We start from the raw sequence: 11,411 nt of genomic DNA on the forward strand, positions 1-11,411 counted from the left end.
AACGCCGATGAACGCCCGCCGCCACGCCCCGAACCCGCCGCCGAACGCACTGGGCCGGTTGCTGCGCGACTGGCGCGACGTGCGCGGCGTGAGCCAGCTCGACCTGTCGCTCGACGCGGGGATTTCGCAGCGCCAGATCAGCTTCATCGAAAGCGGGCGCAGCGTGCCGGGCCGCGACACGCTGCTGACGCTCGCGCAAACGCTCGACGTGCCGCTGCGCGAGCGCAACGCGCTGCTGCTCGCGGCCGGCTATGCGCCGATGTATTCGGAAGCGCCGTGGGACGCGCAGGAGATGCACGGCGTGATTCGCGCGCTCGAACGGGTCGTGCGCCAGCACGAGCCGTTTCCGGCGATCGTGATGGACCGTCACTGGAACGTGCTGATGACCAACGAGGCGGCGCCGCGCTTTTTCGGGTGCTTCATCGACATGGCAGCGCGCGACGGGCCGCGCAACCTGCTGCGCCTGATGTTCGATCCGCACGGAATGCAGCCGTTCGTGGCCGACTGGGGCACCGTGTCGCGCAGCCTGCTGCAGCGCGTGCATCGCGAATCGGTGGGCCGCGTGATCGACGACGAAACCCGGCGCCTGCTCGACGACCTGCTCGCCAGCCCCGCCGCGCCAAGCGACTGGAACACGCCGCTGGCGCCGGCCGCCGCGCCGTCGTTGCCGGTCATCCCGATCGGCTTCATCCACGAAGGCGTCGTGCTGCGCTACTTCTCGCTGGTGACGACGGTCGGTACGCCGCAGAGCGCGGCCGCGCAGGAGTTGCGCATGGAATGCATGTTTCCCGCCGACGACGCGACCGACGCGCGCCACCGGCAGTTGCTCGACGCGCACGCGCCGGTACGCTGACCGACGCTCAGTATTCCTTGATGAAATCGATGAACGCGCGCAGTGCCGGCGGCACGAGACGCCGCCCCGGGTAATACAGAAAGGGCCCGGAGAACGGCCGCCACCACGGTTCGAGCACAGGTTCGAGCGCGCCGCTGTCGAAATGCGGACGCACCCAGTCTTCGAACAGATGCAGGATGCCCGTCCCGGCGATCGCCGCATCGACCATCAGCTCCGTCGCCCCGCCGATCTGGACCAGCAGCGGCCCGGCGGCCGGCTCGACCCGCACGACCTCGCCGTCGCGCTCGAACTCCCACGGCGGCATCGCGCCGCTTGCGAAGCGCCCGCGCAGGCACCGATGGCCGAGCAGGTCGCGCGGATGCCGCGGCCGGCCGTGCCGGTCGAGATAGCCGGGCGCGGCCGCGGTCGCGAACCGCTGGATGCGCGGCCCGATCGGCACCGCGATCATGTCCTGTTCGAGCCGTTCGTCGTAGCGGATGCCCGCGTCACACCCGGCCGCTAGCACGTCGACGAAACTTTCATCGGCAGTCACTTCCAGCCGGATGTCCGGATACGCATCGAGAAAGCGCGGCACGATCGCCGGCAACACGAGCCGCGACGCGCTGACCGGCACGTTGAGCTTCAGCGTGCCGGCCGGTCGGCCGCGGAATTCGTCGATACCGTCGAGCGCCGCCGCCACTTCGGTCAGCGCGGGCCCGAGCCGCGCGAGCAGGCGCTCGCCGGCTTCGGTGGGCACGACGCTGCGCGTCGTGCGGTGCAGCAGCCGCACGCCGAGCCGCGCTTCCAGCCGGCGCACGGCCTCGCTCAGCCCCGACGCGCTGAGGCCCGTGATGCGTGCGGCATCGCGGAAGCCGCTCGCGCGTGCCACGGCCATGAACGCGTTCAGATCGCCCAGATCGGTTTGCATTGTTCGCCTTTTCGTACAACCCGTGCGAATTATGCCGGCTTATCGCGCAGCCGACTCGTCCTTATGCTGAACGCATTCATTCATCTCTTCGACAGGAGTACGGTCATGCCCGATATTCGCCACACCGCCACCTTCCAGCTCGGCGATCGCCACGTCAGACGGATCGGCTACGGTGCGATGCAGCTTGCGGGCCCCGGTGTATTCGGCCCGCCGACAGATCGCGAAGCCGCATTGAACGTGTTGCGCGAAGCCGTCGAATCCGGCGTCGACCATCTCGACACCAGCGACTTCTACGGCCCGCACGTGACGAACCAGTTGATTCGCGACGCGTTGCATCCGTATCGCGACGATCTCGTGATCGTCACCAAGATCGGCGCGCGCCGCGGCGACGACGCATCGTGGCTGCCGGCCTTCGCGCCCGACGAACTCGAACGGGCCGTGCACGACAACCTGCGCAACCTGGGGCTCGATGTGCTCGATGTCGTCAACCTGCGCATCATGTTCGATACGCACGGGCCGGCCGAAGGATCGATCGAAGCGCCGCTGACCACGCTCGCCGAACTGCAGCGGCGCGGGCTCGTGCGGCACATCGGCCTGAGCAACGTCACGCCCGCGCAGGTCGCGCAAGGCCGGCGGATCTGCGACATCGTCTGCGTGCAGAACCACTACAACATCGCGCATCGCGGCGACGATGCGCTGATCGACACGCTTGCCCGTGACGGCATCGCGTACGTGCCGTACTTTCCGCTCGGCGGCTTCTCGCCGCTGCAATCGTCGACGTTGTCCGGCGTGGCGGCCCGGATCGGCGCGACGCCGATGCAGGTCGCCCTTGCGTGGCTGCTGCGCCGCGCGCCGAATCTCCTGCTGATTCCGGGCACGTCGTCGGTCGCGCATCTGCGCGAGAATCTCGCGGCCGCCGACCTGGACTTGCCGGCAGACGCGCTCGCGGAACTCAACGGCATCGCGGGCGCCGGCGTCGCCTGACCTGCGGACGCTCGCCTGGCAGCCCGTGCCACGCGGGCCGCCAGGCCGGTCAGGACGCGACCACGCCGACGCGCTTCGGCACGCCGGTCACGATCGTCGCGACCGCCACCGCCAGCACGACCGCCGCGCCGACGAACACGCCTGCCGCACCGTTCGCGTCGAACACGACCCCGCCGGCCGCCGCGCCCGTCGCGATCGCGAGCTGGATCGCCGCGACGATCAGCCCGCCCGCGCTCTCGGCCTCGTCGGGCACGGTGCGCGTGACCCACGTCGACCACGCGACCGGCACGCCGCCGAACGCCATTCCCCACAACGCGACCAGCACCGCGTCGATCATCGGCGCGCGGCCGAGCACGACGAGCGCGATGCCGAGCACGACCATCAGCGCGGGCATGCCGATCAGCATCGGCCGCAGCCGGTGTTCGAGCACGCGGCCGGCGAGCGACGTGCCGACGAAATTCGCGATGCCGTAGCCGAGCAGGATCGCCGACAGCCCGTTCACGCCGACGCCCGCCACCTGTTCGAGGAACGGCCGCAGATACGTGAAGAACGCGAAATGCCCGGTGAACACGAGGATCGTCGCGAACATCCCGAGGCCGACGGTCGGCCGGCGCAGCACGTCGATCAGCGTGCGCAGTCGCGTCGTGCCGCTCGGCGGCATCGACGGCAGCGTGACGATCTGCGACACGAACGCGATGCCGCCGAGCACGGCCGCGATCAGGAACACGTTGCGCCAGCCGATCAGGTGACCGAAGTAGCTGCCCATCGGCGCGGACGCGATGGTCGCGACCGCCACGCCGCTGAAGATGATCGACAGCGCGCGCGGCACCATCGCCGTCGGCACGAGCCGCATCGCGGTGGCGGTCGCCATCGTCCAGAAGCCGCCGAGCGCAATGCCGAGCACGACGCGGCCGAACAGCAGCATCGCGAGGTTCGGTGCGAACGCCACAGCCAGGTTCGATACGACGAGCAGCACCGAGAACACGAGCAGCACGCGCCGCCGGTCGATCGTGCGCGTGAGCGCCGAGATCAGCAGGCTCGTGACGAGCGCGACCGTCGCGGTGGCCGTGACGGCCTGTCCGGCCACGCCTTCGGTCACGCCGAGGCTGTCGGCCATCGGCGTGAGCAGGCTCGCCGGCAGGAATTCGGCCGTGACGAGCCCGAACACGCCGAGCGTCATCGCGAATACCGCGCCCCAGGCCGGTTCGCGGGGGGCCGCCGTCGAGGCGGCCGAGGAGATTCCGGGATTCATGCGGGGGTTCCGTGTCGGTTAGGGAAAATACTGATAAGGGCGTATCGTAAGGAACAGCAGCAGGACGGTCTATGACATACAATCCGTTGTTATTGATCGTTCGTCCGAATCTCGCCATGTCCGAGCCTCTTCTGCCCCCGATTCCTGACGCGCACGACCTCGTCAGCGAGTTGCTGCTGGGGATGCGGCTGAGCGGCGTCCAGTACCGCCGCATCCAGGTCGCGCGGCCGTTCGGGCTGAGTTTCGGCCACGGGACGGGCCGCGCGCAGTTCCATTTCATCGTGCGCGGGCCCGTGCTGCTGCGCGACGCGTCGGGCGAGACGATGCGGCTCGAGGCCGGCGACGCGATCCTGTTGCCGCACGGCGGCATGCACGCGCTGGTATCCGATCCGGATGTGCCGTGCCGCGAGATCAACGGCTTCGAGATCGCGAAGATCTGCGATACGGTCGCATCGGTGGCGTCGGCCGGCGTGTCGCCCGCGACCTGCGCGACGACGGAACCCGGCGCGGGCGATGCGCTGATCTTCAGCGCGTGCATGGAACTCGATCTCGGCGGCATGCAGCCGCTCGTCGGCACGATGCCCGCGTTCATGCACGTGGGCACGCTGCTCGCGCGCTACCCGGAGATCCGCCCGATGCTCGACGCGATGGAGCGCGAAGCGTGCACGGCGCGCGCGGGCTTCGCGGGCATCCTCGCGCGCCTCGCGGACGTGGTCGCGGCGTTCATCGTGCGGGGCTGGGTCGAGTGCGGATGCGGCGACGCGACCGGCTGGGTGCAGGCGTTGCGCGAGCCGAAGCTCGGCCGCGCGATCGTCGCGCTGCATCGCGACCCGGGCCGCAACTGGAGCGTCGCGGAGCTGGCGACCGAAGCGGGCGTGTCGCGCTCCGTGTTCGCCGAGCGCTTCCTCGCGGCCACCGGAATGACGCCCGTGCGTTACCTGACCGAGCTGCGGATGCGGCTCGCCGCGCAGTGGATCGCACGCGACCGCGAGACGATCGAGGCGGTCGCGTACCGGCTCGGCTACGGTTCGCTCGCCGCGTTCAGCCGCGCGTTCAAGCGCGTGGTCGGCAAGCCGCCGGGCGCCGTGCGCGCGGACGGCGACGTGCCCGCCGAAGCGTAACGCGCAGCGCCGGCGGCAGTGGTAGTGGCGGCCCGCCGGGCGTCACTTCAACGCGTCGAGCCGGTCGACCAGCGCCGTCGCGCACTGCACGGCGAGCGCCGCGCACTGCTCCACATCGACTGCCGCGCCGGTCGCGACCGTGCCCTGCACGATCCGGCCCAGCAATTCCTTCGAGAGTTCGGCGATCTCGTGATCCCGTTCGGTCATGATGTCCCTCCTGCGCGTCGGCGATCGCGATGATTCGCCCGTTCGGAGCGAATGCCGTGCCCGCGCCGCTCAACGCTGCTTCGCCCGCACGACGATCTGCGCCTGCGTGTCGCGCTCGATGCGCTCGAGCGACGCGCGCAGCGCCGCGAATTCGTCCGGCGTGCACACCTGCCTGCCGAAATCCGCCGTCATCCGCCGCGTGACCTGCACGACGCGCGCGGCCGCATCGAACACGTAATGCGACGTGAAATCGACGAAGCGGTCGTGCACGGCCGCATCGGCCGGCAGGTCGGTCAGGGTCACGTCCGCCGGCAGCGCGATCTGGCCGGTCTCGTCGAACGTGCCGCCAATGCAGCCCCACGGCTGCGTGCGCACGGGCTCGGCCAGCCAGGTCTCGACCTGCGTCGCGATGCCGCCCGTGACGCTCGACAGCGCGGGCAACGCGGTCGTGCCGTCCGGCCACACGAAATGATCGAGCGTACCGGTGACGGTCACGTCGAACGGCCCGTCGGTCACGCGCCGGTCGCTGGTCGACAGTTGCGCGCGGCCGCGCAGGCCGCTTTGCCGCAGACGCTCGTTCGCCAGTTGCGCGATGCGCTCGCGCGGCGCGCGGCGAAACAGGTTGCGTTCGAGTTCGGCGGTCCAGCCGTCGTCGCGGACATAAGCCTGAACACGCGCGGCGCCGGGCTGCGCGGCGTCGATCGCGATCCGCGCGGTGCGCTCACGCGGCTGCGTGGCCGGCGTGCGCGACAGCACGCCCGTATCGACGAGCAGCGCCGGGCGATCCATCACGATCGGCGGCAGGTAGCCGAACGCGATGCCGGCCGTCGTCGTATCCGCGTAGAGCGCGAGATCGGGCAGCCACGTGATCGCATGATTGATCGCGCCGCCGCCGTAGCCGGGCACCGACGGCAGCGTGTACACCGATCCAAGATTGATCAGCACCGGTTCGCTGCGGATGCCGACCGCCGCGAGCAACGCGCCGAACAGCGCGACATGATCCTTGCAGTCGCCGTAGCGGTTGCGCAGGATGTCGGTCACGCGATGCGGCGCGGCGGCCGTTTCGCCGAGAAACAGCCCGACGTAGCGCACGTTCGCCTGCACCCAGTCGTACAGGATGCGCGCCTTGTCGCGCGGATCGGCGGCATCCGCCGTGAGTGCGCGCGCCAGTTGCACGACCGCGGGCTCGTTCGCGCTCGGGTCGACGGCCGCATTGCGGTAGCGCGCGGCGAACGCCGCGTAGTCGGGCAGCGTCGACACGACGAGCCGGTCCCCGTAGGTCGGGTAACCGACCGCGCCGCTCTCGATGCGGTCGTACACGCCGTGCCGGTAGTCGAATGCGTAGCGCGTGCGGCCGTTCGCCGTGACGGGCGGCAGCGCGACGTAGCCGCGCGCATCCGCATACAGCGGCATGTCGGCCGGCACGTCGAAGATCAGCCGCTGGCTGTCGACCGGCTCGCGCGACGGCTCGACGGTGTAGCCGAAGTAGCCGCGATTGACCGGCTTCGTGCGGGTCTTGCGGAATGCGACTCGGGTGCTCGAGCCGGCTTCGACGCCGGGGAACACGACGGTGCGCAGCAGCCCGTCCTGGAACGTCGGCGCGCCGGCCGAGCGCGGCTCCTGCACGTCGCGGATGCCGTCCGCGCCGACCGGATGCGCGACGCCGTCGCGGTCGATCGTCTCGGCCGCGAGCAGCTCGACCTTCTCGAGATTCTTGTCGTACCACACGTAGCGCTGCGCGACCGCGTCGATGCCGTTCGCATCGTTCGCGCGCAGCGTCGAATCGTCGTGCTCGTCGAGCGAGCCGTCGTGCTGGATCACGAATTCGTGGACGTCGCTGACGAGCGTGACGGGCGCCGTATCGCGCGAGTCGCCCGAGCCGCCCGAGTCGCGTGTATCGGCCACGGCCGCACCCGCGCCGAGCGCCACGGCGCACGCGAACAGGCAGCCGGTCCATCGGAAAGGAAAACGCACCACGTCGAAGCTCTCCGCGCGTTCATTGCCGGACGTCAGCGCCGCGCGCCGAAGCAGAAGTCGTACCGCATGACGCGCGTATGACAAGCCGCTCGCGCACCACGTGTAGCCGTCGTGCGGCCCAGTGTGGGCGACGGGCTGGCGAGCGTCAAGCCGCGCCATGGGCAAGGAAACATCATGCCGATCAGCGACGCTTTCGAAATCGGTGACCGCGTGATTGCGTTCGCGTGGCGGGGCGTGAGCCTGTTCCGCGCGTTGCCGACGGCGCTGCATCCCGAACGGCGGCATCCGAAATGGATCGGCACCGCGCGGCCATGCGCGCCGTGCGCTCCGTCCCGCTCACGGCGAAACGGGCAACCCCCACACCGGCCGCCCCGACCCGCAACGGCCGAGCGGCGTCCCGACGCCATTTTCGGCGCGTAAGCGCCCCCTGCGACGCCGGCCGTCTCATCGCCGGCGCACGCGCCGCGCCCACTCCGTTCCCAGCCCCCTCCGCCCCGCCGCCTTCAGCCCCTCGTCCCGCCATCCGTCGTCACCCGCCCCTTCGCCCGAACGCGACCCGAACGCGACCCGAACGCGACCCGCATCGGCGTCCCGGTCGTGCGTTGTTCCCCGCAATTCGACTTTTGTGCGCGCGCAACAATGGCGATGCCTCGCGTCCGGCGCCCGGCGGGCACCTCGATTCCCGCATGGCGCCTGGCGCGGCGCTTTTCAAAAACCACATCTCACGAGGACATACCATGCAACTCCAATCCCATCCGGCTTGCCGTCCGTTCTACGAAGCCGGCGAACTCTCCCAACTGACCGCCTTCTACGAAGAAGGCCGTAACGTCATGTGGATGATGCTGCGATCGGAGCCGCGACCGTGCTTCAACCAACAACTCGTCACCGACATCATCCATCTCGCGCGCGTCGCACGCGACTCGGGCCTCAAGTTCGACTTCTGGGTGACGGGCTCGCTCGTCCCCGAGCTGTTCAACGTCGGCGGCGACCTGAGCTTCTTCGTCGACGCGATCCGCAGCGGCCGGCGCGACCAGCTGATGGCCTACGCGCGCTCGTGCATCGACGGCGTGTACGAGATCTACACGGGCTTCGGCACCGGCGCGATCTCGATCGCGATGGTCGAGGGCAGCGCGCTCGGCGGCGGCTTCGAGGCCGCGCTCGCGCACCACTACGTGCTCGCGCAGAAGGGCGTGAAACTCGGCTTTCCCGAGATCGCGTTCAACCTGTTCCCGGGCATGGGCGGCTATTCGCTGGTCGCGCGCAAGGCGAACCGCGGCCTCGCGGAATCGCTGATCGCGACCGGCGAAGCGCATGCGGCCGAGTGGTACGAAGATCAGGGGCTGATCGACGAGACGTTCGACGCCGGTGACGCGTATCTGGCGACGCGTACCTTCATCGACGTGACGAAGCCCAAGCTGAACGGCATCCGCGCGATGCTGCGCGCCCGCGAACGCGTGTTCCAGCTGTCGCGCTCGGAGCTGATGGACATCACGGAAGCGTGGGTGCATGCGGCGTTCACGATCGAGCCGAAGGATCTCGCATACATGGAACGCCTGGTGATGCTGCAGAACCGGCGCGTGTCGAAGCTGCGCACGGTGTAATGCGACGGGCGCCGCCGCGGCCGGCGGCGCCCTTTTTCCGGAACGACGCTCAGGCGATCAGCCTGAGCTTTCTCGTCTCCGCGAGCCACGCCTCGAACGCCTGCGCCGGCATCGGCCGCGCGTAGTAGTAGCCCTGCGCGTGATCGACGTCGAGCTGCTTGAGGAATTCGGCTTCCGCATGCGTTTCGACGCCTTCGGCGACCACCGCGAAATTCAGCGCCTTCGCGAGCGACACGACCGAACGCACCAGCGCCTGCGAGCGCGGATTGCGGTCGATCGCCGTGATGAAGGTGCGGTCGAGCTTGATCGCGTCGAGCGGCAGGCGCGACAACTGCGACAGCGACGAATAGCCGGTGCCGAAATCGTCGAGATGGATTTCCGCGCCGAGCTGGCGGAACTGCCGCATCAGCCCGTTGGCCGCCTCTTCGTCCTCGATGAAGCAGCTCTCGGTCAGCTCGATGTCGAGCAGGCCGGGCTTGAGCCCCGCGCCGTCGAGAATCGACGCGAACTGGTGCACGATGTTCATGTCCTGCAACTGCCGCGCGGACACGTTCACCGCGATCCGGATGCCGAGCCCCTTCGCCTTCCACGCGGCGGCCTGCGCGGCCGCGGTGCGCATCACCCAGCGCCCGAGCGGCGCGATCAGCCCGGACTCCTCCGCGAAGCGGATGAACTCGACCGGCGCGACGAGCCCGCGATCGGGTGACTGCCAGCGGATCAGCGCCTCGACGCCGTGCACGTCGCCCGTCGCGATGTCGACGACCGGCTGGTAGTACAGCACGAACTGCTCTTCCTCGAGCGCCTTGCGCAGGTTCGTGTCGAGCCACATGTACTTCGCGACCTTCTGGTTCATCTCCAGCGAGAACACGCGATACGTATGCTTGCCTTCTTCCTTCGCGACGTACATCGCGGTGTCGGCGCTGCGGATCAGCGTCTCGAGCGAATCGCCGTGCTGCGGATACATCGCGATGCCGATCGAGCAGCTCGTGTAGACCTCCATCAGCCCGAGATGGATCGGCGTGCGCAGCCGCTCGAGAATGATCTGAGCGGTCGCTTCGAGCAGCGGGCGCGTGCCGTGTTCGAACAGCACGAGGAATTCGTCGCCGCCGAGCCGCGCGAGCGTCGCGCCGGACGGCAGGCAGCCGCTGATGATCGCCGACACGTCCTGCAGCAGGCGATCGCCGGTGATGTGCCCGTAGTGATCGTTGACGCGCTTGAAGTTGTCGAGATCGAGGAACAGGATGCCGACCTGGCCGCGCGTATTGGCTTCTTCGTCCGCGATCGCCGCGTGGATGCGCTCGCTGATCGCATGGCGGTTCGGCAAGCCGGTGAGCACGTCGGTGTTCGCGAGCTCGGTGAGCCGCTGCTGCGCGTTGCGCTCCTCGGTGATGTCGATGCCCGAGCAGATCAGGAACTGCTCGTCGACGCCGCTGCCGCTCTGCACGAACTTGTTGCGGAACTGGAACAGGCGCGGCCCGTTGACCGTGTTGATGTAGCGCTCGACCGCGAACGACTGGTTGCTCGCGAAGAAGCCGGTGATGTTGCTGCGCGACTGCGCGCCCTGCTCCGGGCTCATGAACAGCTCGAACGCGCTGCGGCCGATCACGTCGACCTCGCGCTTGCCCGTCACTTCCTCGCACAGGCGGTTGAAGCGCTGCACCATCCCGTTGCGATCGAGGATCACGACGAGCGAATTCACTTCGGACACGACCTGCTCGGCGAACGCGAGCCCGTGCGACAGGTCGCCCGCGACGGACTCGGTATCGGAATAGGCGGACGCCGTGCCGGCCCAGTCGACCGTATTGACCTTCCTGCCGACGAGATGGAGGCTGACCGGGTTGCCGAACAGCACGATGTCGAGCACGAGGTGCGACGTGACGCCGGTCAGCGCGCGAATGCGCGCCGCCTGTTCGACCGTCAGCGCAACTGCGACGTTGGTCAGGCCGCGGACCGCGGCCAGTTCGAGCGCGTTGCTGTCGCTGCCGAGACGCCAGCAGGGGCTGCGCGTACCGACATGCGCCTCGAGCACCGCGCTATCGTTTTCGTCATCCATGGACACGCCCCGATCCAAAAAAAACGCACAGTGTAGACGGAGGCGAGCGAGCCCACCGCCTTCCCGGGCCGCGCAGCGCGCGTGCCCGACAGTGCACTCGTGATTGCCGTGACAGCGGGCCTCGTCCCGTACTTGTTTGCAGCTGATGCGACCGGCGTTCGCGCGTGATGCGCGCAGGTTCTTGCCTTACGAATGATGAGAGCCATCTTATCAAATGACAATGAAGATTGGCACTCACATTTAAAGAACAGTGTCAAGGAATCGGGACTCGATTGGCAAGCCGGATTTTTCATGATTGGCCGCTTGCGAACGGGCGGATAACGCGGCGCACATCGAGGGCGGCGTGCCGGGCCGCAAGCCCCGCCGGGCGGGCGTTCGAGGCCGATCCATGGATATGGGGCCCGATCTTTGGGCGAGGCCGTGGCGGCAGGGTCGAATCGCATGCGGCGCTCCGGT

Annotated in this window: 10 protein-coding genes; 5 read left to right on the forward strand and 5 right to left on the reverse strand. The window is 68.8% G+C overall.

Translation table 11 applies throughout. From position 1 onward, the window contains the following. The first annotated feature begins 7 nt into the window (after positions 1–7). Positions 8–853, forward strand: a complete 846-nt coding sequence (locus HWX14_RS18545) for a helix-turn-helix transcriptional regulator (RefSeq protein ID WP_175883887.1) — start codon at positions 8–10, stop codon at positions 851–853. A gap of 7 nt (positions 854–860) precedes the next feature. On the opposite strand, the gene HWX14_RS18550 is transcribed toward HWX14_RS18545, so the two are convergent. Then, a complete protein-coding gene (locus HWX14_RS18550) occupies positions 861–1,760 on the reverse strand; it encodes a LysR family transcriptional regulator (RefSeq protein WP_175883888.1) in 900 nt (299 codons plus the stop codon). A 105-nt stretch (positions 1,761–1,865) separates the two neighbouring features. Here HWX14_RS18550 and HWX14_RS18555 point away from each other — a divergent pair, with 105 nt between their 5' ends. Next, positions 1,866–2,744: an aldo/keto reductase family oxidoreductase gene (locus HWX14_RS18555; RefSeq protein ID WP_175883889.1), complete on the forward strand. Its 879-nt coding sequence runs from the start codon at positions 1,866–1,868 to the stop codon at positions 2,742–2,744. A 49-nt stretch (positions 2,745–2,793) separates the two neighbouring features. Here HWX14_RS18555 and HWX14_RS18560 read toward each other — a convergent pair whose 3' ends face one another. Beyond that, on the reverse strand, positions 2,794–3,996 hold the full coding sequence (locus HWX14_RS18560; protein ID WP_175883890.1) for an MFS transporter: 1,203 nt from the start codon (positions 3,994–3,996) through the stop codon (positions 2,794–2,796). Positions 3,997–4,067: 71 nt separating this feature from the next. Here HWX14_RS18560 and HWX14_RS18565 point away from each other — a divergent pair, with 71 nt between their 5' ends. Continuing rightward, positions 4,068–5,117 carry an AraC family transcriptional regulator gene (locus tag HWX14_RS18565; RefSeq protein ID WP_175883891.1) on the forward strand — a complete coding sequence of 350 codons (1,050 nt, stop codon included), beginning with the start codon at positions 4,068–4,070 and terminating at the stop codon, positions 5,115–5,117. A gap of 42 nt (positions 5,118–5,159) precedes the next feature. Here the strand turns inward: HWX14_RS18565 and HWX14_RS18570 are convergent, their stop codons facing one another. Further along, a complete protein-coding gene (locus HWX14_RS18570; protein ID WP_012338702.1) occupies positions 5,160–5,324 on the reverse strand; it encodes a hypothetical protein in 165 nt (54 codons plus the stop codon). 69 nt (positions 5,325–5,393) lie between these two features. After that, positions 5,394–7,301, reverse strand: coding sequence for a DUF3857 and transglutaminase domain-containing protein (locus tag HWX14_RS18575; RefSeq protein ID WP_175883892.1), 1,908 nt, complete (start codon positions 7,299–7,301; stop codon positions 5,394–5,396). A 174-nt stretch (positions 7,302–7,475) separates the two neighbouring features. Here HWX14_RS18575 and HWX14_RS18580 point away from each other — a divergent pair, with 174 nt between their 5' ends. Then, positions 7,476–7,721, forward strand: a complete 246-nt coding sequence (locus HWX14_RS18580) for a hypothetical protein (RefSeq protein WP_175883893.1) — start codon at positions 7,476–7,478, stop codon at positions 7,719–7,721. 317 nt (positions 7,722–8,038) lie between these two features. Further along, a complete protein-coding gene (locus HWX14_RS18585) occupies positions 8,039–8,902 on the forward strand; it encodes a crotonase/enoyl-CoA hydratase family protein (protein WP_006479738.1) in 864 nt (287 codons plus the stop codon). Between the two features lie 49 nt (positions 8,903–8,951). Here the strand turns inward: HWX14_RS18585 and pdeR are convergent, their stop codons facing one another. Further along, a complete protein-coding gene (gene pdeR / locus HWX14_RS18590; RefSeq protein ID WP_175883894.1) occupies positions 8,952–10,955 on the reverse strand; it encodes a cyclic di-GMP phosphodiesterase in 2,004 nt (667 codons plus the stop codon). Between the last annotated feature and the right edge of the window lie 456 nt (positions 10,956–11,411).

The organism is Burkholderia sp. BCC0044 (assembly GCF_902832955.1).
Lineage (GTDB): Bacteria > Pseudomonadota > Gammaproteobacteria > Burkholderiales > Burkholderiaceae > Burkholderia.

Bases quoted from the DNA above. Each gene is read 5' to 3' on its own strand.
- HWX14_RS18545 (WP_175883887.1), top strand. From the start codon at position 8: ATGAACGCCCGCCGCCACGCCCCGAACCCGCCGCCGAACGCACTGGGC.
- HWX14_RS18550 (WP_175883888.1), bottom strand. From the start codon at position 1,760: ATGCAAACCGATCTGGGCGATCTGAACGCGTTCATGGCCGTGGCACGC.
- HWX14_RS18555 (WP_175883889.1), top strand. From the start codon at position 1,866: ATGCCCGATATTCGCCACACCGCCACCTTCCAGCTCGGCGATCGCCAC.
- HWX14_RS18560 (WP_175883890.1), bottom strand. From the start codon at position 3,996: ATGAATCCCGGAATCTCCTCGGCCGCCTCGACGGCGGCCCCCCGCGAA.
- HWX14_RS18565 (WP_175883891.1), top strand. From the start codon at position 4,068: ATGACATACAATCCGTTGTTATTGATCGTTCGTCCGAATCTCGCCATG.
- HWX14_RS18570 (WP_012338702.1), bottom strand. From the start codon at position 5,324: ATGACCGAACGGGATCACGAGATCGCCGAACTCTCGAAGGAATTGCTG.
- HWX14_RS18580 (WP_175883893.1), top strand. From the start codon at position 7,476: ATGCCGATCAGCGACGCTTTCGAAATCGGTGACCGCGTGATTGCGTTC.
- HWX14_RS18585 (WP_006479738.1), top strand. From the start codon at position 8,039: ATGCAACTCCAATCCCATCCGGCTTGCCGTCCGTTCTACGAAGCCGGC.
- pdeR (WP_175883894.1), bottom strand. From the start codon at position 10,955: ATGGATGACGAAAACGATAGCGCGGTGCTCGAGGCGCATGTCGGTACG.